A 19545-nucleotide genomic window follows, 5' to 3' on the forward strand; every position below is an offset into this window, starting at 1 on the left:
TGCAGCGGTCGATTCGTCTGTTTAGATGTCTTCATTTGAGCGCTCTTGCCCCGCCTTGGCCTATGTTTCTTACGTGCTCGACTACGAAGGGGACACCCACATCTACCTCCAGATCGCCGACATCCTCCGGGATCGGGTCGCCGGGCTCTCGGCGGGGCATCCGATACCGAGCGAGGCGGAGATCCAGGAGGAGTTCGGAGTGGCCAGGACCACCGCGCGGCGGGCGGTCCACGTGCTGCGCGAGGAGGGGCTGGTCTACACCGTTCAGGGGGAGGGCGCCTTCGTCGGGCCGTCGGCCGGCGGGCCGCGCCAGCGGCGCAAAGTGCCGCTCTACCAGCAGATCGCCACAGACCTCGCCGAACAGATCAAGGCAGGCAAGTACCCTCCGCGACGGCCCATACCGGGCGAGACCGCACTGGTGAAGCAGTACGGCGTGGCACGGGAGACGGTACGCCGGGCCATGGCGCTGCTGCGGGAGCAGGGCTGGATCTACACCGTCGCCCAGCGCGGCAGCTACGTCTCCCTCAAGGAGTCATGGCCCCAGGCGTGAGACCGCTTACCTAGTTGTAGCGATACGTCCGGATTCAGCCCTTGACCGCCCCCGCCGTCATCCCCGTCCCGACGTGGCGCTGCAGGAACAGGAAGAGCAGCAGCACCGGCAGGGCGAACAGGCTGGCGGCGGCCATGGTGGCGCCCCAGTCCGTGCCGAAGACGTCCCTGAACGACGACAGCCACACCGGCAGCGTGCGCTTGTCCTGGTCCTTGATGATGAGCACGTTGACGAACGCGAACTCGTTCCAGGCCGTGATGAAGCCGAACAGGGAGGTGGCCATCAGGCCCGGCGCCAGGAGCGGGAAGACCACGCGCCGGAAGGCCACCAGGCGGCTGCAGCCGTCCACCTGGGCCGCCTCCTCCAGCTCCGGCGGGATCGCGGCGAGGAAGCCGCGCAGGGTGACGATGGTGAACGGCAGCGTGATCATGAAGTAGACGCCGGTCAGCATGGCCAGGGAGTCCAGCAGGTCCGTGTCGCGGGCGATGATGAAGACCGGCACCAGCAGCGCCTCCCACGGGGCCATCTGCGCCGCGAAGACCGCCACCACGAACGCGCCCCGGCCCCGCCACCGCATGCGGGCCACGGCGAAGGCCGCCATCAGCGCCACCAGCAGGGCGATCAGCACCGCGCCTGCGGTGACGAGCAGGCTGTTGAGCCAGTAGGTCCAGAAGCCCGGGGCGTTCACGGCGGTCACGAAGTGGTCGAGGGTGGGGCTGGCGGGCCAGAAGGTCGGGGTGTCCGACTGGATGTCGCGGGTGGGTTTGAACGCGGTCAGGAACATCCAGTAGACCGGAAAGATCGTCACGATGAGGACGGCCACGGCCGAGGCGTTCAGCAGGAGTCGTCTCATGAGCGCACCATCCGGCGCAGGTTGGCGACCAGGGCGATGGCGAGCAGGACGACCGTCAGCATGGCGACCGCCGAGCCGAGGTCGTAGCGGTGCAGGACGCGGGCGACCTTGAACGCGTACACCGGCAGGGTGGTCGTGGCGTCGCCGGGGCCGCCCTGGCTGAGCACCCAGATCTGGGGGAAGCACTTGGCCACCCAGATCACCTCCAGCGAGGTGATGAGCGCGAAGAGCTGTCTGAGCATGGGGAACGTGACCTTCCAGAACACCTGCCAGCCGGTGCCGCCGTCTATCCTGGCCGACTCGAAGAGCTCCACGGGGATGGTGGTCAGGCCCGCGTACAGGGTGAGCGCGGCGAACGGGACGGACTGCCACACGACGAGGATCACGAGTACGGCGAACGTGGCCGTGCCGTCCGCGAACCAGGTGTAGCCGCGGAAGGAGTCGAAGCCGAGCGTGACCAGCAGCCAGTTCACCACTCCCAGCTCCGACTGGAACAGCCACTGGAAGATGGTGGTGGCCGCGATGATCGGCGTGGCCCAGGCCAGGGCGAGGGCGCTCATCAGCGCCAGCCGCAGGCCGCGGCGCAGGCGCGGGAGCATCAGCGCGATCCCCGTGGCCAGCCCCACGATGAGCACCACGTTGATCGCTGTCCAGGCCAGGGTGCGCGCCAGTACCTGCCAGAACTCCTCGCCCGACAGCAGTTCGACGTAGTTCTCCAGGCCGACGAACGCGGCCCCGCCTCTGATCAGCTCGCCCATGCGGAAGTGCTGGAACGAGATCACCGTCGCCTTCAGCAGCGGATAGAGCAGGAGGAAGGCCCCGCCTGCCACCGTGGGTGCGATGAGCAGGTAGGGCCAGGGGGAACGGGTCCGCATCAGGATCCGCTGTTCAGGGTGGCGGTGATCGACTCCGAGACCTTGCGCGCCTCCGCCGCCGGATCGCCCCCGGTGAGCACGGCCGTCATGTACTGCTTGATGACGGACGTGGCCTCGACGGCGGCCCAGTTCGGGGTGTTCGGGGTGGCGCGGCCGTTGGCGGCGCCCTCGGCCATGGCCGCGGTGCCCTCGTCACCCGACAGCACCCCCGCCAGCGAGGTACGGTTCGGCACGAAGCTCATGGCCTTGGCCAGCTCGGTCTGGAACTGCTCGCCGGCCAGGGCCTTGACCAGCTCGTACGCCTCCTCCTGGCGCTGCGACGCGGCCGGGATGATGAGGTCGGAGCCGCCCGTGAACACCGTGCCCGGCTTGTCGGCCGTCTTGCCCGGGATGGGGAAGAAGCCCATCTTGTCCTTGAGCTTCGCGTCCACCTCCAGGACGCGGGCGGCGATGCCGGGGACGGCGATGATCTGGGCGGCCTTGCCCTGCGCGAACACCTCGTGCTGGGGCGGGTTCGCCTCGTCCGCGTCCTTGGGGCCCTTGCCGAGGGCCTGGAGCTGCTTGTAGAAGTCCATGCCCGCCAGGGCCTGGGGCGTGTCGAGGGCGCCCTTCCACTTGCCGCCCTCCTGGACCGCCAGGTCGCCGCCCTCGTCCCAGATGAAGCCGGCCAGGGCGTACCAGGTCTGGCCGGTCAGGTAGATGCCCTGATTACCGTCCTTGTTGAGCTTTTCCGTGATTTCCAGCCATTCGTCGCGAGTCGCGGGGGGTTTCGAGATGCCTGCCGCCTCAAACAGGTCCTTGTTGTAGACGACCACGCGGTTGGCGGCGTACCAGGGGATCCCGTACTGCTTGCCGTCGATGTTCCCCGGCTGGGCGAGGCCCGGCAGCCAGTCCGCGCCCTTCAGGTCACCCACCTTGGCGGTCAGGTCGGTCACGCCGCCGCTGGCCGAGTACTGGGCGACCTGGGTGTTGCCCACCTCGATCACGTCGGGCGCGTCGGTGCTGGCCAGGGCCGCGGTGACGCGCTCGCCGATGCCGTCCCACGCCTGGATCTGGATGTCGAGGTCGATGCCCTGGTGCGCCGTCTCGTACTCGGTCTCGAACTTCTTCAGCAGCTCCTCGGTGACGCTGCCGTCCATGATCCAGACGGTCAGCTTGGTCGGCTCGGCGGGGCCGCTCGCCTTGGGCTCCTCGGCCGGGGTGCCGCACGCGCTCAGTGCCAGCACGGCCGCCAGGGCCAGGATGCGGTGTTTCATGGCATTCCTCTTCACGGGGGGTGCCCGCGCCCGCCCGCGCGGGCGGGCGCGGGGGTCAGTCACGGGTTGGGGACGGTGTCCTTGAACGCGGTGCCGGCGGCACGCAGCGCGGCGACGCGGCTGAGCACGGTGGCGGGCGGGACGACCTCGTTCTTGCTGTGGTAGAGGTAGTCGACCTGCTGCCGGTACGTACGGGTCCCGGTCACGCCCTGGAGATCGATGAACCACTGGTTGAACATGATCCACATCGGCGTCTCGGGGTAGTAGATGTCACCGTGGTCGGCGAACAGGCGGCCGTCCACGTAGTACTTGATCCGGCCGCCCGAGACCTGGATGACCAGGTCGTGCCAGCCGGCGAAGCTGGTGCGCTCCTCGGTGTGGGTGTTGACGGCCTGCCACGGCTCGCCCTGGTAGGTCTCCCAGCTCGTGGCGTACAGGATGTTCGACGGCTCGCCCCAGCCGCCGTTCGGCAGGTACTCGAAGTCGAGCTCGCCGTAGTTCGGGTCCAGGTTGTAGGCGAGCGGGGTGATGGTGAAGAACGTCTGCACCACGTGCTCGCCGTCCGGGCCGCTGGTGGGGGCGTCGCTGAAGCGGACGCGGGCCGCGTAGGTGCCCTCGTGGAACTTGCGGCTCGCGGTGGACAGCTCGGTCTGGACGGTGCCGGCGGCGGTGCCGTTCGTGGAGGAGTCGAGCGTCAGCAGGCCGCCGGGGAACGAGACGGCGCCGGGCGACCAGGTGGCGCCGGGCACGCCGGGGCCGCCGGAGCTGGAGCGCACGGTCCAGCCGCGCTGGGCCAGGCGCGGGTCGGTCGAGCTGGAGTAGGTGAAGTCGTCGAAGAGCTCGCCGGTGCCGCCGCCCGGAGGATCGGTCGGGTCGGGGTCGGGGTCGGGATCGGGGTCGGTGCCCGTGGGGTTGCCCCAGGCGAGCTGGCCGTTCACGTAGACGGTGACCTTGTCCCAGTTCGTGTACGCGGTGTTCGCGCCGTAGGAGTAGTCGTCGCTCTGGGCGAAGGTCTGCCAGTCGGCGCGGTAGAAGCGGAGCTGCATGTCGCTGGTGTTCTGGCCCGGGCTCAGGCTGCCTGAGGTGAAGCCGACCTCCAGGTACTGCTTGCCGCCCTCCTGCGGGGCGAACCTGCCCGTGATCGTGGCGCAGCCGACGACGGCCCAGGAGCAGGCGAAGCGGTACGTCTCCGTGCCCGTGAGGTAGTAGCGGATCTTGACCTGGTTGAGCGGGATCGTGGTGGTGCCGTCGTTGAACAGGCGAAGCCAGGGCTCGGCCTGGGCGGTGGTGGCGCCGGGGGCGCTGGTGCGGTACTGGAGGCGGACGGCCTGGGCGGCGCTGGCCGGGGCGGCGATCAGGGTCACCGCGACGAGGATGGCGGGGAGGGCTAAGGAGACGAGGAGTTTTCCGAAATTTCTGGACATGAGTGGGGTTCTCCTTGCAGGTTGTGCGGGCCCCCGAATGGTGTGCATGCCGAAGAGAGCAGTGGTGCTTGGTGAAGAGGTCAGGCGCCGTGAACATGTCGGGCGCTGTGAAGGGGTCGGGCGGCGTGAAGGGGGTCAGGCGCCGCGGCGGATGCGGCCCGCGTAGCGGGCCTCCAGGCGGAGGTTGTGCTCGTCGCCCTCGGGGACGTTGGCCGAGAGGTACACGGGCGGCACTTCGCCCGCTTCGAGCAGGTTGCGTACTGTCTGCGTGACCACGAGCTGGGCCAGCAGCGCGGAGGTGATCGTGGAGACGGCCCCGGTCGCGCCTCCGCCGGGCAGGGGCAGGACGGCGTCGCCGTACGGGGCGTGGTTGTCCAGGACGACGTCGGCCAGGTCGGTGAGCTTGCGGCCCGACGGGTGGCGGGACGCGGCGGCTTCACCGTGCGCGCGGGAAGTGATCGCGATCAGGTCGTGACCGCGCTCCTTGACGAGGGTGGCGAGCTCGACGACCACGCCGTTCACGCCGGAGTTGGAGATGATGACGAACAGGTCGTGCCGCTGGACCGGGGCCAGGTCGAGCAGGGTGCGGGCGATGGCGGGGTCGCGTTCGAGGTCGTAGCGGTCGAGCTCGGAGCGGGGCGCGTCGCCGTACAGGACGATGTCCCTGAGGGCGAGGCGGTTGGTGGGGACGAGGCCGCCCGCGCGCCCGGCGATCTCCATCGCGACGGCCTCGGAGTGGCCCGAGCCGAACGCCTGGATGACGCCGCCGGCGGTCAGGGCCTTGGTGAACAGGTCGGCGGCGCGGGTGATCTCAGGGTCGTCCGGGATTTTCTGGACGAGGTGGGCGATACGGTCGGCGAAGTCTCTCGGGTCGATCGTCATACATCCCCTTCTGGTAGACGGTGTCCGGCCACTGCCCGGACGGTGACGTCGAAGGCCTGTTTCGTACGCTCGTAGGTGCGCTGGGCGACCGACACGTACACGACGTCGAGCACCAGCAACTGCGAGTGGATCGCGGCGAACCCCTCGGACCGGAAGCTCGTCGCCCTGCTGGCCGTGGTCAGGACCAGCTCGGCCACCTCGGCCAGCGGCGACCTCGGCTGCGAGGTGACGGCGACGGTGATCGCGCCGTGGCTGCCCGCCTCCGCCAGCACCTCGATGACCTCGCGGGTCCTGCCGCTGTGGGAGATCCCGATCGCCACGTCGCCCTGGCCGAGCAGCGCCGCGTCGGTGAGCGCGCTGTGGGCGTCGGACCTGCTCCAGGTCGGTACGCGCATCCGCTGCAGCCGGTACTCCATCTCGCTGGCCACGGCGGCGCTGCTCGACACCCCGAACAGCAGCACCCGCCCCGCCCGCGCCACCGCCTGCGCGACCTTCTCCACCACGGCCAGGTCGAGCTGGTCGCGGGTCTCCTGGATCAGGCGGATGTCGTTGCCGGAGACGACGCCGAGCACCCGTTCGAGGCTGTCGTCGGGCAGGATCTCCTGGCCGATGTCGGTCTCCCAGGTCTGCTGGGCGACCCGGCCCGTCTCGGTGGCGATGGCCACGCGCAGCTCGGCGTAGCCGGCGAAGCCCAGGGCGCGGCAGAAGCGGGTGATGGTGGCCGTGGACGTCCTGCTCCGCTCGGCCAGGTCGACGATGGTCAGCCGGGCTGCCTCCGCTGGGCCTTCGAGGATGGCGTCGGCCACCTTCCGCAGGGCCTCGGGCATGTCGGGCTGGTCGGCTCTGATGCGGTTGAGGAGTTCCACGCGGTGATAATTATGCTCAGAGTCTGGTGCCGTCAAGGCTGTTCGGCAATAATTTTTGACATGCGACTGGTTCTGGGTGTCGATGCCGGCGGCACGTCGTCGCGGGCGGCGCTGTTCACCATGGCGGGGGAGGTGCTGCGGCGCGGGGGCGCGGGCGGGGGCAACCCGGGGTCGCTCGGCCGTGACCGGGCGGCCGCCAACCTGGAGGCGGCCGTGCGGGCTGCTCTGAATGGGGCCGCTCCGGGGCAGGTGGAGGCCGTGGTGATGGGAGTGGCGGGCAGTCCGGAGGCGTGTGCGGCGCTGGCGGATCAGGTCTTCCGTAAGGTGCTGCCCGGGGTTCCGGTCGCGTCCGTGGGTGACGACGTCACCGCCTTCGCCGCCGGGACGGCGGTGGCGTCCGGGAGCGTGCTGATCTCGGGGACGGGGGCGATCGCGGCAAAAATTATCGACCATCGGGCTGTCGCCACCGCCGACGGGTTCGGGTGGCAGCTCGGGGACGAGGGCTCGGCCTTCTGGCTCGGCCGCGCCGCCGCCCGCGCCACCATCCGCGCCCTCGCCACCGCTGACGAAGGTACGGCGGGTGGTGCAGGGGTGGTGATGGAACCCGGCGCGGCGGGCGGCGATGCGCCTGTGGCGGGACGCGACGTGGCCGGTGGGGGCGGTGGGATGGTGCCGCTTGTCGTGCGGCACCTGCTGCCCGATGGGCCGGGCGCCGATCCGGTGGCGCGGCTGGCGGCGGCGGTGCACGCGCGGCCGCCGCTCGCGCTCGCCGAGCTGGCGCCGCTGGTCAGCCAGGCGGCCGCGGCGGGTGATCCGATGGCGGTGGAAGTCGTGCGCGAGGCCGCGTCCCGGCTGGTGGCGACCTTGCGGAGCGTGCACGACTCCGGGCCCGTGGTGCTGGCCGGGAGCGTGCTCACCAGCGAGGGGCCGGTGCGTGAGGCCGTCATCAGGCTGCTGGCGAGCGGGACCGCCCACGAGGTGGCCACGGCGGGCGATGCGGCCGGGGCGGCGGCCTGGTTGGCGGCGCGCCCGTTCCTGGGCCCGGACGAGTCACGGGCCCGCCATCAGCGCTTCGTCCATCCCGCCGCCGCGCGGCGCACGGCGTAACCGAGGCCACCAGCATTTCACCCGATGTCACCGTACGAGCAGGGCCGCGCTCCCGTAGCTGCCGCCGAACCCCGTCACCAGCGCCACCTCACCCGCCGAGCGCAGCTCCCGCACGGCCTGGGCCACGTTGTTCAGCCCGTGCACGTACCCCTCGGACAGCAGCCCGCCGTGCGGGTTCACCCACGCGTGCCGCCGCTCCAGCAGGTACGCCCCCAGCTCCCCCCGCGCCACCAGCCCGAAGTCCTCCAGCTGCCTGGGCACCAGCCACGAGTAGGCGTCGTACGGCACCGCCACGTCCACGTCCGACGGCCGCATGCCGGACGCCTCCCAGAGCATGGGCGCCACGTACGCCGAGAAGATCGCCGTGACATCGGCCGCGCGGTCCATCGACGAGCAGCCGGGCCCGCCTCCGCGTACCACCGCCCGCACGCGCGGCCCGTCCAGCACGCCGCTGACCAGCAGGGCGCACGCCCCGTCGGTCTCCTGGCAGCAGTCGACCGTGCGCAGCGGGGTGCAGACGTACGGCCTGGACAGGTAGTCGGCGAGTTCGAGCGGCTCGCGGCGCAGGGCGCGGGGGTTGGCCTTGGCGTTCTGCCTGGACTGGGCGACGACGGCGTGCAGGTGCTCGGCGGTGAGCCCGGTCTCGTGCAGGTAGCGGGTGGCGGCCAGGGCGAACAGCGGGATGGGGCCGGCCAGCCCGTACGTGTAGCGCTCCTGGGGGCCGGTGGAGACGGTGTTCATGCGCTTGCCGGAGCGGCCGTTGAGCGCCCGGTAGACGAGGATGTTGCGGGCCAGGCCGCAGTGGACGAGCATGGCGGCGTCGCCCAGGATCGAGGCCGCCTGCGTGCCGCCTCCCGCGATGTCGTTGTGCCAGCCGAGCCGTTCGATGCCGAGGGCCCTGGCGACCTGGACGACGGGCGCGGAGTCGTTCAGGTGGTAGCTGAGGACGGCGTCCACCTCGCGCGGCGCGATCCCGGCGTCCGCGCACGCGGCCCGGCACGCCTCGGCCGCCAGGTCCAGCTCGGTGCGGCCCGACTCCCTGCTCAGGGCCGTCATCCCGACCCCGGCCACGGCCGCCCGCCCCGCGAAGGGCTGCATGACCCTCCTCCCGCCCGAGCGCAGACTGATCGCCCGTCACGCTAGCCCCGCCGACGCGACAAGGCAAGCGCTTGCTTGGCATTGAGCAGCGCACCCCAGGATCACCGGCAGCGCACCTCGGGATCACTGACAGCACATCCCGGCACCGCCGGCGGCGCGACCTCCGGACCACCCCCTCACCTCACCGAATTTCGGGCGGCCACAATGACGCCATTTCCCGCCCGGCGACATTCGCCGCACATCCCGGCTTATCGCCGCCCAACCCGCCTGACCTGCACAGAACCACGAATAGCAGGAAATATCCGTGCATATAGGTGACTGGACATCTTCACGGAAGCTAGCCCCTCTTGTAATACGGAGGTGTGATCTCCCGATAGCTCATCATCATTACGCCGAGGTGAGCGATGGATCTACGCTATGTCCGGTACGCGATGGCGATCGCACGAGCAGGCAGCCTCCGCCGGGCCGCCGCGTCGCTGCACATCGCTCAGCCGACGCTGTCGGAGCAGCTCAGAGCGCTGGAGAAGGAGATCGGCGTCGAGCTGTTCAGCCGCTCGTCGAGCGGGGTGACGCTGACCGAGGCGGGTGAGGCGTTCCTGGCCCAGGCGACCGTCGCCCTCGACGCCTTCGAGCGGGCCGTGGCCGCCGCCAGGTGCACGGGCGAGACCTCCCGCCTGGGCGTGGCCGACGGCCTGGCGGACGTCGCCGCCCGGCTGCTCTCCCAGCTCCACACCGGCCGCCTGCGCATGGCGCCCATGGGCACGGCCGAGCAGATCGTCTCGATCGCGGACGGCGCCCTCCAGGCGGGGCTCGGGTACGCGCCCGGCTCGCTGCCGCGCGGGGTGGGCCGCATGCTGATCCAGCGTTTCCCGGTGCGCGCGCTGCTGCACCGGGAGCACCACCTGGCGCAGCACGAGGCGCTGTCGCTGTCGGACCTGGCGGGCGAGCCGCTGATCATGCCGGAGTCCGACGCCGTGGCCGGGGCCCGCCGGTTCCTGGAGGCCTTCGTACGCCAGCGCCTGCACCCCCGCCTGGGCCCGTCGGCGGCCGGCCACGACCTGGTCGTCAACATGGTGAAGGAGGGCACGGGTTACGCTTTGTGCGTGCGCGAGGGCACGACGGTGCCCGGCACCCTGGTGTTCGTCCCGATCAAGGAGGACGTGCCGCCGCTGGAGGTGGTCTTCCTGTGGAACCGCCAGGCCGACGTGCACGAGCTGGTGAGCGCGGCCCGGCATCTGGCACGTTCTGGATAGCATTATTATCTAACGATGCGGATCTCCGAACTCAGCGCCAGGTCAGGGGTGGCCATCCCCACGATCAAGTACTACCTCCGTGAAGGCATGCTCCACCAGGGCGAGCAGACGGCAGCGACCAGGGCCGAGTACGACGAGACGCACCTGCGCAGGCTCCGCCTGATCCGGGCCCTGCTCGACGTGGGCCGGCTCTCCGTGGCCTCGATCAAGAAGATCGTGGCCGCCGTCGAGGACGAGTCGCTGCCCGTCCACCAGATGCTGGGGACCGCCCACTGGGCGCTCAGCCCGGCCGTCGAGCCCGAGCCCGGCGAGGAGTGGCAGGCCGCCCGCGCCGAGGTGGACACGCTCGTCGCGGACCTGGGCTGGGACGTGCACCCCGACGCCCCCACCCGGGACGAGCTGGCCCAGACGCTGGTCAGGATGCGCCAGCTCGGCCTGGCCGTCGACCTGGCGCCGTACGTGGAGGTGGCGCGGAAGCTGGTGGCGGAGGTGGAGATGGACAGCATCCCGTTCGACGGCCCGCGCGACGCCGCCGTGGAGGCGCTGGTCCTCGGCACGGTCCTGTACGGCAGGGCGCTCGACACGCTGCGCCGCATGGCCCACGAGTCGGAGTCGGCCAAGCGCCTGGCCCGCTGAGCGCGGCCCGGTACTTCAGACGAGGCCGTTCGCCCGCAGGATCCGCACGGCGTTGACCGTGGCGGCGCCGCGCCACTCCAGCGACCCGGCCGGTGAGATCCGCGCGTAGTCCACGGTCCACCCGCCGTCGTCCTGCTGCTCCCCCGCCAGCCTGACGAGGTCGGCCGCGATCACCTCGGGGTCGAACAGGTCGCGGGCCGGCCGCCCGGGGAGCGGGGCGAAGTCCAGCGGGCGCAGGGCCTCGTTCTCGGTGCCGCCGGCGACGGGCACCCGGCCGTCCTCGGGGATGCGGCCGCCGAGCCGCTTGAGCAGGCCGGCCGTACGGGGGTCGTCCACCGAGTCGAGGAAGTGCACCGCGAAGAGCAGCACGTACGCGGACGGCGGCTCCTCCAGCGCCTGGATCGTGCCGAGGCAGTAACGCGTGGCCTTCTCCAGCCACGGATGCGCGGCCACGGCCGGGTCGTGGGCGGCCACGCGGTGGGCGGCGGCCGCGGTGACGGCGGTGATCTGCAGGGACGAGGTGGTCGCGTCGCCGCCCGCCCACCAGGGCGCGGTCGCCGTGGAGAGCGTCAGCGGCAGCGAGAACGGCAGCCCGCCGTCGGGCAGCGTCACCGAGTCCAGCCAGTCGCACAGCGCCGCGGCGTGCGGCGAGGTGACCGGGCCGATCTCCTCGAACGCCTCGAAGGCGTGCAGCGCCGCACCCGGCTGGCTCTCGGGCGAGCGCAGGTCGGGCTCCAGCCCCCAGCCGTAGCCGCCGTCGGCGTTGCGGTATCCCTCCAGGGCCGCCAGCACGCCGGCCGCGTCGCCCGCCCCGGTGAGCAGGTCGTAGCGGCGGCGGTCGAGGACACGCCCGTGCCCGGCCAGGAAGCCCGGGATCAGGGAAAGGTTCACGTTCATGCGGTCATCGTGCCCAGATCGGCGCCTCCCGGTCTTGTAGGTTCCGGACATGGCGTTCGACGCGCAGGCGAGGTTCCGCTCCGCGAAGGTGGCCCGGCTGGCGTGGGCCGGCCCCGACGGCGCGCCGCGCCTGGTGCCCATCACGTACGCGCTGCTCGGCGCGAGGATCGTGACGGCGGTGGACCACAAGCCGAAGACCACCACCCACCTCAGGCGGCTGAGCCACATCAGGGCCAACCCCGCCGTGAGCGTGCTCGCCGACCACTACGAGGACGACTGGACCCGGCTGTGGTGGGTGCGGGCCGACGGGCGGGCCGTCGTCCTGGAGCAGGGGGACGACCGCGAGCGGGCGCTCGACGCGCTGGTGGCCAGGTACGCGCAGTACCGCGAGCGCCGGCCCGCCGGCCCCGCCATCCTCGTCGAGGTGACCAGGTGGAGCGGCTGGGCCGCTACTCCGTGATCGTGACCGGCCGCTTGAGCAGCCACAGCGCCGCCCGCTGCAGCAGCGTCCGGTGGATCTCGTTGTCGTAGGAGCGGGTGTCGTGGCCCAGCGCGTCGTAGAGGACCCGGCCGCGCCGCACCGGCCGCGCCCAGATCAGCGGCTGGCCGTTCGAGGAGGCCAGCGGCTCGACGTCGGGCAGCACGTCGAGGTCGCTGTAGACCTCGTCCACCACGTCGAAGTCGCGCAGCCCGTCGACCACCGGATGCTCGCCGTGCACCCGCACGCCGGTCCAGCCCAGCGGCGGGTGGTGGGACTTGGGCCAGGTCCAGCAGCCGCCCAGGACGCGCGGCCAGCCCTGCCAGTCGTCGAAGCAGATCGACGCCGAGTGCATGCACAGCAGCCCGCCGCCCCGGTCGAGGTGGTCGAGGAGGGTGGTGCGGGCCTGTGCCGGCAAGGCGAAGCCCCACTCGTCGCGCAGGTCGGCGAAGCGGTCCTGGTCCATCTGCCAGCGCAGCGCGTTGACGGTGATGAGCTGGACCTCCGACGGCTCGCTGAGCGCGCCCGCGATGTCCTCGGTGATCTCCGACTCGACCCCCACCTCGGCCAGCACCTCCGCGAGGGCGGCCGATGTGGCGGCGAAGTCATGGAACAGGCCTCCTGACAGGATTAGATTTCTCGCCACTTGCCCAGCTCATCATGCTTACCGCTGGTTTTCTACCCGTTGGCCGGGAAACCAGCGGCCCCCGGGGCGCCTCCCGCTCCTGGGACAGGGCATGATGCCGGTCGTGGACGACTTCGAGGAGCACAGGCCCATGCTGCTCGGGCTGGCCTACCGCCTGCTCGGCAGCATGTGGGACGCCGAGGACGTGGTGCAGGAGGCCTGGCTGCGCTGGCAGGCCACCGACCACGCCGAGATCAGGGAGCCGCGGGCGTTCCTGGTGACCGTGGTCTCGCGGCTGGCGCTCGACCAGCTCCGCTCCGCGCGGGTCAAGCGGGAGGCCTACACGGGGCCGTGGCTGCCGGAGCCGGTCGAGACCGCGCAGGCGGGGCCGCTGGACACGGCGGAGCTGCGCGACACGGTCTCGTACGCGACGCTGCACATGATGGAGCGGCTCTCGCCGCCGGAGCGGGCGGTGTTCGTGCTGCGGGAGGCGTTCGAGCTGCCGTACGACGAGATCGCCGAGATCGTCGGCTCCTCCGTCGCGAACGCCAGGCAGCTGCACCACCGGGCCTCCGTACGGCTGGCCGAGGGGCGTGACCGGTTCCGCCCGTCCAGCGAGGAGCACGCGGAGCTGCTGAGGACGTTCATGCGGGCGGCCGGCGGCGGCGACCTGGCCGCGCTCACCGAGCTGCTGCACGAGGACGTCGTGTCCTACAACGACGGCGGCGGCAAGGTCAGGGCGGCGCTGCGGCCGATCGTCGGCCGGGCCAAGGTGGCCTCGTTCCTGCTCGCGCTGGTCGCGCGCTACGACTACAAGCAGGTACGAATGGTCGAGGTCAACGGCCTGCCCGCCGTCGCCACCCAGGTGGGCGGGCACCAGCAGCTCGTCATGATCGGCATCAGGGACGGCCGCATCAGCGAGATCTACGGCGTGCTGAACCCCGACAAGCTGACACACGTGCACCTGACCTGAGCGGGCGATCTATAGTCGCCCCTATGGATCTCGGCATCGCTGGCAAGGTCGCACTCGTCACCGGCGGCAGCGCGGGCCTCGGGCTCGCCGCCGCCAAGAGCCTGGCGCGGGAGGGCTGCGACGTGTGCGTCAGCGCCCGCGACCCGGAGAAGCTCGCGGACGCGGTGGTGGAGCTGCAGGAGTTCGGCAAGGTCGTGCACGCGGTGCTGGCCGACGTGGAGGATCCGGCCGCCGCCCGGCGGCTGGCCGAGGAGACGCGCGACGTGCTCGGGCCCGTCGACATCCTCGTCGCGAACGCGGGCGGGCCGCCGGCGGGCCGGTTCGACGCGGTCGGGCTCGACGACTGGGACGTGGCCGTCCAGCGCAACCTGCTCGGCACCGTACGCCTGGTGCACGCGGTGCTGCCGGAGATGCGCTCGCGCGGCTGGGGCCGGATCGTCACGATCACCAGCAGGTCGGCCAGGGAGGCGCTGGACAACCTGGCGCTGTCGAACGCCATGCGCTCCGCGGTCGCCGGCGTCGTGCGCACGCTGGCCCGCGAGGTGGGGCGCGACGGCGTACGCGTCAACAACGTCATGCCGGGCCCCATCGAGACCGAGCGGCTGCGCGAGCTGTCGGGCAGCGAGGAGGCGCTGCGCGAGCGGGGCGAGAGCGTGCCGGTGGGCCGCATCGGGCGGCCGGAGGAGGTGGGCGACGTGGTGGCGTTCCTGGCCAGCGAGCGGGCGTCGTTCGTGAACGGGGTCTCGCTGCTGGTGGACGGCGGGGAGAGCCGCGTCATCTCCTGAACAGGGTGTCGACGATCGAGGCGGCCCAGGTGGCGTCGTCGTCGGGCAGGTCCACGAAGTGCGACAGGTTCGCCCGGTGGAAGCAGGCGCCCATCAGCAGGGACGCGGCGGCGCCCGGGTCGAGGCCCGGCTCGACCCGGCCCGCCTCCCGCTCCGCCCGCAGGATCTCGGCCAGCGCCTGCACCGGCAGGTGCGGGCCCAGGTCGTTCTTGGCCAGCATGCTCCTGAACCCGGCCATGAGCGGCGGATCGCCCAGCACGCCTCCGGCGACGGCCATGGCCCTGCTGTAGAACTCCAGGGCCATGCCCGCGAACTCGACGAGGTTGGCCCTGAGGTCCCCCTGCCCCACGCCGAGCCGCAGCTTCGCCAGGGCGGGGCCGAGCGCGGGCATGCGCTCCAGCAGCACGGCGAGGAAGAGCTCCTCCTTGTTCGCGAAGTGCTTGTAGAGCAGCGCCTCGGAGCAGGAGGCCCGCTGGGCGATGCGCTTGGTGGTGGCCCCCGCGATGCCGAACTCGTGAATCGCCTGCTCAGCCGCGTCGATGATGCGGTCGCGTGTGCCCATCCGCCCATGATATGAGCGCGTGCCCACTCACACGGGGGGACATGACATCCTCTGAGGAGGAAGACCTTGAAGAAGGGCGTGGGGCATGGAGAAGCCGGTCATCGTTACGGTGGATGATGACCCGGGCGTCTCGCGGGCGGTCGCCCGCGACCTGAGACGCCGATACGGGCAGGAATACCGGATCGTGCGCGCGGAGACCGCCAGGGACGGCATCGACGCGGTACGCGAGATGCGGCTGCGCGGCGACGAGGTGGCGGCGATCCTGGCCGACTACCGGATGCCGCAGATGAACGGCGTGCAGTTCCTCGAGGCCGCGATGGACATGTATCCGTACGCGCGCCGCGTGCTGCTGACCGCCTACGCCGACACCGACGCGGCGATCCAGGCGATCAACGTCGTCGATCTGGACCATTACCTGCTCAAGCCGTGGGACCCGCCGGAGGAGAAGTTCTATCCGGTGATCGACGGGCAGCTCGACGCCTGGTTGCGTACCGACCGGGTGGAGCGGGCCGAGCTGCGGGTGGTGGGCGACCGGTGGTCGGCGCCGTCGTACCGGGTGCGTGACTTCCTGGCCCGCAACCACGTGCCGTACCAGTGGATGCTGGCGGAGGACCCGGAGGGCGCGCAGCTGGTGAAGGCGGCGGGCGAGGGGTGTCACCTGCCGCTGGTGGTGACGTCCGACGGCACCACGCTGGAGTCGCCCGACCAGGCGACGCTGGCCACGGCGGTGGGGCTGTCGACGACTCCGGCGACCGACTTCTACGACCTGATCGTGGTGGGCGGCGGCCCCGCCGGGCTCGGCGCCGCCGTGTACGGCGCCTCTGAAGGGCTGAACACCGTGCTGGTCGAGGCGTACTCCTCGGGCGGGCAGGCGGGCCAGAGCTCCAGGATCGAGAACTACCTGGGCTTCCCCGACGGCGTCTCCGGCCAGCAGCTCGCCGACCGGGCGCGCAGGCAGGCGCTGAAGTTCGGGGCGGAGCTGCTGACGGCGCGGAAGGTGACGAGCCTGGAGCCGCGCGGGCAGGCGCGGGTGATCGGGTTCAAGGACGGCGGCGAGATCGCGGCGCACGCGGTGATCCTGGCCACCGGCGTCACCTACCGGAGGCTGGAGGCGCCGGGGCTGGACGAGTTCGTGGGGCGCGGCGTCTTCTACGGCGCCGCGCTGACCGAAGCACCGGCGTGCAAGGACACCGAGGTGTTCATCGTGGGCGCGGCCAACTCGGCGGGCCAGGCGGCCGTCTACCTGTCGGGATTCGCGAGCAAGGTCCACTTGTTGGTGAGAAGTGATGGTTTGGAGAAATCCATGTCTCACTACCTCATCGAGCAGATCGCCGCGATCCCCAACATCGAGGTGCACGTCGACACGCAGGTCGTCGCCGGGAGCGGTGACGGGCACCTGGAGCGGCTGACCTTGTCCACCAAGGGCGAGGAGCGCACGGTGGACGCGCAGTGGTTGTTCGTGTTCATCGGGGCCGAGCCGTACACGTCGTGGCTGGGCGAGACGATCGAGCGGGACGCGCGCGGGTTCGTGCTGACCGGGCCCGACCTGGTGCAGGGCGGGCGGCGGCCGCGCAACTGGCCGCTGCGGCGCGAGCCGTACTTCCTGGAGACGAACGTGCCGGGGGTGCTGGCGGCGGGCGACGTGCGCGCCGAATCGATCAAGAGGGTGGCATCCGCCGTCGGGGAGGGCGCGATGGCCGTCGCGCTCGTGCATCGGTACCTGGAGAAGCAATGATCGACATAGACGAGTTGCGCAAGCTCTTCCTCTTCGAGCGGTTGTCCGACGAGCAGCTCACCAAGCTCGCGATGAGCGGCGCGGTGCAGACCTACGCGCAGGACGAGGACATCGTCCGGCAGGGCGAGCCGGCCGAGTGCTTCGCGGTGCTGCTCGAGGGCGAGATCCAGATGATCAACGAGACGGTCACCGCGGGGACCGTCGCGATGCCCCGCACGTCGCAGCCCGGCGTCTACGGCGGCGCCACCTCGGCCTACCTCGGCGACCGGGCGCCGCAGACCTACCAGCACACGCTGCGCGCCACCGCGCCGTCGCGGATGTTCATGCTGCCCGCCAAGAAGTTCGCCTACATCGTGGCCGAGTGGTTCCCGATGGCGATGCACCTGCTCGACGGGCTGCTGTCCGGCGGGCGCATGCAGCGGGAGATCATCGACCGGCGGCAGCGGCTGACCGCGCTCGGCACGATCACGGCCGGGCTCACGCACGAGCTGAACAACCCGGCGGCGGCGGCCGTGCGGGCGGTGAGCGAGCTGCGCTCGCTGATCAAGACCTCGCGTTTCCAGCTCGCCCAGCTCGCCGAGGACGGCATCCCGCCCGACAAGCTGCGCGCGCTCATCGAGGCGCAGGAGGCGTGCACGAGCAACCTGGGCCAGGCGGAGAAGCGCTCGCCGCTGGAGATCTCCGACGCCGAGGACGAGCTGGGCGAGGCGCTGGAGGAGGTGGGCGTCGAGGACGCGTGGGAGCTGGCCCCGGCGCTGGTCAACGCCGGTTTCACCAGCGCGTACCTGCAGAAGATCCGCGCCAAGGTGGGCGCGGAGCACACGCCGAAGGCGCTGCACTGGCTGGCCGAGGCCATCGAGATCTCGCAGATGCTCGACGAGGTGACCGAGGCGACCGAGCGCATCACGACGCTGATCCGCTCGGCCAAGCAGTACTCCCAGATGGACCGCGCGCCGTTCCAGCAGGTGAACGTGCACGAGCTGCTCGACAGCACGGTGGCGATCTTCCGCGGCAAGATCCCGCCGGGCATCAGCGTGGTCACCGACTACGACCGCACGCTGCCCGAGCTGCCCTGCTACGCGGGCGAGCTCAACCAGGTCTGGACGAACCTCATCCACAACGCCCTCGACGCGATGGGCCAGGAGGGCACGCTGACCATCCGCACCGCGTACGACGAGGACGAGGCGATCGTCGAGATCGGCGACACCGGCCCCGGCGTGCCCGAGGCGATCAAGGACCGCATCTTCGAGCCGTTCTTCACCACCAAGAGCGTGGGCGAGGGCACGGGGCTCGGCCTGGACATCTCCTACCGGATCGTGGCCGGCCGGCACGGCGGCGAGATCAAGGTGCGCTCGGTGCCGGGCGAGACCTGGTTCGAGGTACGGCTGCCGCTGCGGGAGCCCTCGGCCACGAGCTGATCGCGCATCGTTACCGGCCCCGGTCTTGTCAGGACGTCTCCTGACCGCGTGTAATGGATGACCGAAATTCCGACGGGGGCGTGTGGACGACGGCAGGCGTGCCCGTCCACCGGCCATCGTGAAAGGAATCTCGTGTTGATCACCGACTGGGCCCGGCGGGCCCTGCCGGCCATGCTCGACGACCTCAGGGCCGTGGTGGAGCAGGAGACCCACAGCTACGACAAGGCCATGCTGGTCAGAGGGCTGCGCGAGCTGCGCGCGCGGGCGGTCGGGCACCTGGGGACCCCGGACGACGAGATCCTGCACGAGGGCGGCGGCCACGGCGACGTCCTGGAGCTCTACTACCGGGGCACCGCGCCGGGGACCGTGCTCATGCTCGGCCACTACGACACGGTCTGGCCGACGGGCACGCTGGCGGGCTGGCCGTTCGCGGTGCTGGAGGGCAAGGCGACGGGGCCGGGCGTGTTCGACATGAAGACGGGGCTGGTGCAGTCCATCTGGGCGCTGCGCGGGCTGCGGGAGCTGGGGCTGCCGCATCCCGGCGTGCGGTTCCTGTTCAACGGCGACGAGGAGATCGGCAGTCCGGCCTCGCGCGAGCACATCGAGGCGGCCAGCGAGGACGTGCTGGCGACGCTGGTCTTCGAGGCGTCCCTGGACGGGGCGCTGAAGACGGCGCGCAAGGGCGTGGGGCTGTTCAACGTGACCGTGACCGGGGTGGAGGCGCACGCGGGGCTGGATCCGTACGCGGGGGCCAGCGCCGTCCACGCGCTGGCCGAGATCGTCACCACGCTGGCGGCGGCGGGCTCCCGCGAGCGCGGCACCACCGTGAACGTCGGCCTGATCAGCGGCGGCACCGGACGCAACGTCACCGCCGGGCGCGCCACGTGCGGCGTGGACGTGCGCGTCACGGACCCCGCGGAGATGGGGCGGATCGACGACGTCTTCGCCGCCCTGCGCGCCTCGGACCCGCGCGTCAAGGTCTCCGCCACCGGGGAGTGGAACCGGCCCCCGATGGTCAGGAACCCCGCCTCCCAGCGGCTGTTCAAGGAGCTCCAGAAGGTGGCGGCCGGCTTCGGCTGGCTGGTGGACGAGGCGGCGGTGGGCGGCGCGAGCGACGGGAACTTCGTCTCGGCGCTGGGGCGGCCGGTGCTGGACGGCCTGGGCGCCGTGGGCGACGGGGCGCACGCGCGGCACGAGCACGTGGTGATCGAGCACATCCCGGAGCGGACGGCGCTGACGATGGGGCTGATCACCGCCCTGGCGTGAGCCACG

General features: G+C 71.3%; 20 protein-coding genes. 10 read left to right on the forward strand and 10 right to left on the reverse strand.

Features of this window, described 5'->3' with window-relative positions; all coding sequences use genetic code 11:
* Window positions 1–73: 73 nt before the first annotated feature.
* Window positions 74–550 carry a GntR family transcriptional regulator gene (locus tag HD593_RS46450; RefSeq protein ID WP_312904220.1) on the forward strand — a complete coding sequence of 159 codons (477 nt, stop codon included), beginning with the start codon at window positions 74–76 and terminating at the stop codon, window positions 548–550.
* Window positions 551–584: 34 nt separating this feature from the next.
* Here the strand turns inward: HD593_RS46450 and HD593_RS46455 are convergent, their stop codons facing one another.
* The 6 genes from HD593_RS46455 to HD593_RS46480 all read right to left on the reverse strand — a co-directional run bounded on the left by HD593_RS46455 (window position 585) and on the right by HD593_RS46480 (window position 6706).
* Window positions 585–1403, reverse strand: coding sequence for a carbohydrate ABC transporter permease (locus HD593_RS46455; protein ID WP_185109297.1), 819 nt, complete (start codon window positions 1401–1403; stop codon window positions 585–587).
* On the reverse strand, window positions 1400–2278 hold the full coding sequence (locus HD593_RS46460) for a carbohydrate ABC transporter permease (RefSeq protein WP_185109298.1): 879 nt from the start codon (window positions 2276–2278) through the stop codon (window positions 1400–1402). Before HD593_RS46460 ends, HD593_RS46455 begins: the two co-directional genes overlap by 4 nt.
* Entirely contained in the window at window positions 2278–3534 is a 1257-nt protein-coding gene (locus tag HD593_RS46465; protein ID WP_185109299.1) for an extracellular solute-binding protein, read from the reverse strand. Before HD593_RS46465 ends, HD593_RS46460 begins: the two co-directional genes overlap by 1 nt.
* A 59-nt stretch (window positions 3535–3593) precedes the next feature.
* Window positions 3594–4958, reverse strand: a complete 1365-nt coding sequence (locus HD593_RS46470) for a cellulose binding domain-containing protein (RefSeq protein ID WP_185109300.1) — start codon at window positions 4956–4958, stop codon at window positions 3594–3596.
* Between the two features lie 135 nt (window positions 4959–5093).
* The gene (locus tag HD593_RS46475) at window positions 5094–5840 is read right to left on the reverse strand and encodes a sugar isomerase domain-containing protein (RefSeq protein WP_185109301.1); all 747 of its coding nucleotides are present in this window, start codon (window positions 5838–5840) and stop codon (window positions 5094–5096) included.
* Window positions 5837–6706 carry a MurR/RpiR family transcriptional regulator gene (locus tag HD593_RS46480; RefSeq protein WP_312904222.1) on the reverse strand — a complete coding sequence of 290 codons (870 nt, stop codon included), beginning with the start codon at window positions 6704–6706 and terminating at the stop codon, window positions 5837–5839. Before HD593_RS46480 ends, HD593_RS46475 begins: the two co-directional genes overlap by 4 nt.
* A 60-nt stretch (window positions 6707–6766) precedes the next feature.
* Between HD593_RS46480 and HD593_RS46485 the strand changes: the two genes are divergently transcribed.
* On the forward strand, window positions 6767–7813 hold the full coding sequence (locus HD593_RS46485) for an N-acetylglucosamine kinase (protein ID WP_185109302.1): 1047 nt from the start codon (window positions 6767–6769) through the stop codon (window positions 7811–7813).
* A gap of 27 nt (window positions 7814–7840) precedes the next feature.
* On the opposite strand, the gene HD593_RS46490 is transcribed toward HD593_RS46485, so the two are convergent.
* Window positions 7841–8911 (reverse strand): thiolase C-terminal domain-containing protein, encoded by a 1071-nt coding sequence (locus HD593_RS46490; protein WP_185109303.1) that lies wholly within the window; start codon window positions 8909–8911, stop codon window positions 7841–7843.
* Window positions 8912–9315: 404 nt separating this feature from the next.
* Here HD593_RS46490 and HD593_RS46495 point away from each other — a divergent pair, with 404 nt between their 5' ends.
* Window positions 9316–10164 carry a LysR family transcriptional regulator gene (locus tag HD593_RS46495; protein ID WP_185109304.1) on the forward strand — a complete coding sequence of 283 codons (849 nt, stop codon included), beginning with the start codon at window positions 9316–9318 and terminating at the stop codon, window positions 10162–10164.
* A 15-nt stretch (window positions 10165–10179) separates the two neighbouring features.
* Window positions 10180–10800: a MerR family transcriptional regulator gene (locus HD593_RS46500; RefSeq protein WP_185109305.1), complete on the forward strand. Its 621-nt coding sequence runs from the start codon at window positions 10180–10182 to the stop codon at window positions 10798–10800.
* 15 nt (window positions 10801–10815) lie between these two features.
* On the opposite strand, the gene HD593_RS46505 is transcribed toward HD593_RS46500, so the two are convergent.
* The gene (locus HD593_RS46505) at window positions 10816–11697 is read right to left on the reverse strand and encodes a hypothetical protein (RefSeq protein ID WP_185109306.1); all 882 of its coding nucleotides are present in this window, start codon (window positions 11695–11697) and stop codon (window positions 10816–10818) included.
* 49 nt (window positions 11698–11746) lie between these two features.
* On the opposite strand from HD593_RS46505, the gene HD593_RS46510 reads away from it, so the two are divergent.
* Complete coding sequence (locus HD593_RS46510; RefSeq protein ID WP_185109307.1) at window positions 11747–12157, forward strand: TIGR03668 family PPOX class F420-dependent oxidoreductase; 411 nt, start codon at window positions 11747–11749, stop codon at window positions 12155–12157.
* Here HD593_RS46510 and HD593_RS46515 read toward each other — a convergent pair.
* Window positions 12147–12821, reverse strand: coding sequence for a ThuA domain-containing protein (locus HD593_RS46515; protein ID WP_185109308.1), 675 nt, complete (start codon window positions 12819–12821; stop codon window positions 12147–12149). The two genes, HD593_RS46510 and HD593_RS46515, sit on opposite strands and share 11 nt — an antisense overlap.
* Before the next feature lie 94 nt (window positions 12822–12915).
* Between HD593_RS46515 and HD593_RS46520 the strand changes: the two genes are divergently transcribed.
* Both HD593_RS46520 and HD593_RS46525 read left to right on the forward strand, forming a co-directional pair.
* Entirely contained in the window at window positions 12916–13773 is an 858-nt protein-coding gene (locus HD593_RS46520; protein ID WP_185112543.1) for an RNA polymerase sigma-70 factor, read from the forward strand.
* A 23-nt stretch (window positions 13774–13796) separates the two neighbouring features.
* Window positions 13797–14558 (forward strand): SDR family oxidoreductase, encoded by a 762-nt coding sequence (locus HD593_RS46525; protein WP_185109309.1) that lies wholly within the window; start codon window positions 13797–13799, stop codon window positions 14556–14558.
* Here HD593_RS46525 and HD593_RS46530 read toward each other — a convergent pair.
* Complete coding sequence (locus HD593_RS46530) at window positions 14548–15120, reverse strand: TetR/AcrR family transcriptional regulator (protein WP_185109310.1); 573 nt, start codon at window positions 15118–15120, stop codon at window positions 14548–14550. The two genes, HD593_RS46525 and HD593_RS46530, sit on opposite strands and share 11 nt — an antisense overlap.
* Before the next feature lie 85 nt (window positions 15121–15205).
* Here HD593_RS46530 and HD593_RS46535 point away from each other — a divergent pair, with 85 nt between their 5' ends.
* From HD593_RS46535 to HD593_RS46545, 3 genes are all read left to right on the forward strand, one after another.
* Entirely contained in the window at window positions 15206–16855 is a 1650-nt protein-coding gene (locus HD593_RS46535; protein ID WP_185109311.1) for an NAD(P)/FAD-dependent oxidoreductase, read from the forward strand.
* Window positions 16852–18273 (forward strand): ATP-binding protein, encoded by a 1422-nt coding sequence (locus tag HD593_RS46540; protein ID WP_185109312.1) that lies wholly within the window; start codon window positions 16852–16854, stop codon window positions 18271–18273. The genes HD593_RS46535 and HD593_RS46540 overlap by 4 nt, the downstream gene beginning before the upstream one ends.
* Window positions 18274–18405: 132 nt before the next feature.
* On the forward strand, window positions 18406–19539 hold the full coding sequence (locus HD593_RS46545; protein WP_312904224.1) for a M20 family metallopeptidase: 1134 nt from the start codon (window positions 18406–18408) through the stop codon (window positions 19537–19539).
* Window positions 19540–19545: the final 6 nt, after the last annotated feature.

The organism is Nonomuraea rubra, from assembly GCF_014207985.1.
Classification (GTDB): domain Bacteria; phylum Actinomycetota; class Actinomycetes; order Streptosporangiales; family Streptosporangiaceae; genus Nonomuraea; species Nonomuraea rubra.

Excerpts from the sequence above, each read along its gene's own strand:
- HD593_RS46455 (WP_185109297.1), bottom strand. The coding sequence starts at position 1,403 with ATGAGACGACTCCTGCTGAACGCCTCGGCCGTGGCCGTCCTCATCGTG.
- HD593_RS46460 (WP_185109298.1), bottom strand. The coding sequence starts at position 2,278 with ATGCGGACCCGTTCCCCCTGGCCCTACCTGCTCATCGCACCCACGGTG.
- HD593_RS46465 (WP_185109299.1), bottom strand. The coding sequence starts at position 3,534 with ATGAAACACCGCATCCTGGCCCTGGCGGCCGTGCTGGCACTGAGCGCG.
- HD593_RS46470 (WP_185109300.1), bottom strand. The coding sequence starts at position 4,958 with ATGTCCAGAAATTTCGGAAAACTCCTCGTCTCCTTAGCCCTCCCCGCC.
- HD593_RS46475 (WP_185109301.1), bottom strand. The coding sequence starts at position 5,840 with ATGACGATCGACCCGAGAGACTTCGCCGACCGTATCGCCCACCTCGTC.
- HD593_RS46485 (WP_185109302.1), top strand. The coding sequence starts at position 6,767 with ATGCGACTGGTTCTGGGTGTCGATGCCGGCGGCACGTCGTCGCGGGCG.
- HD593_RS46490 (WP_185109303.1), bottom strand. The coding sequence starts at position 8,911 with ATGCAGCCCTTCGCGGGGCGGGCGGCCGTGGCCGGGGTCGGGATGACG.
- HD593_RS46495 (WP_185109304.1), top strand. The coding sequence starts at position 9,316 with ATGGATCTACGCTATGTCCGGTACGCGATGGCGATCGCACGAGCAGGC.
- HD593_RS46500 (WP_185109305.1), top strand. The coding sequence starts at position 10,180 with ATGCGGATCTCCGAACTCAGCGCCAGGTCAGGGGTGGCCATCCCCACG.
- HD593_RS46505 (WP_185109306.1), bottom strand. The coding sequence starts at position 11,697 with ATGAACGTGAACCTTTCCCTGATCCCGGGCTTCCTGGCCGGGCACGGG.
- HD593_RS46510 (WP_185109307.1), top strand. The coding sequence starts at position 11,747 with ATGGCGTTCGACGCGCAGGCGAGGTTCCGCTCCGCGAAGGTGGCCCGG.
- HD593_RS46520 (WP_185112543.1), top strand. The coding sequence starts at position 12,916 with ATGCCGGTCGTGGACGACTTCGAGGAGCACAGGCCCATGCTGCTCGGG.
- HD593_RS46525 (WP_185109309.1), top strand. The coding sequence starts at position 13,797 with ATGGATCTCGGCATCGCTGGCAAGGTCGCACTCGTCACCGGCGGCAGC.
- HD593_RS46530 (WP_185109310.1), bottom strand. The coding sequence starts at position 15,120 with ATGGGCACACGCGACCGCATCATCGACGCGGCTGAGCAGGCGATTCAC.
- HD593_RS46535 (WP_185109311.1), top strand. The coding sequence starts at position 15,206 with ATGGAGAAGCCGGTCATCGTTACGGTGGATGATGACCCGGGCGTCTCG.
- HD593_RS46540 (WP_185109312.1), top strand. The coding sequence starts at position 16,852 with ATGATCGACATAGACGAGTTGCGCAAGCTCTTCCTCTTCGAGCGGTTG.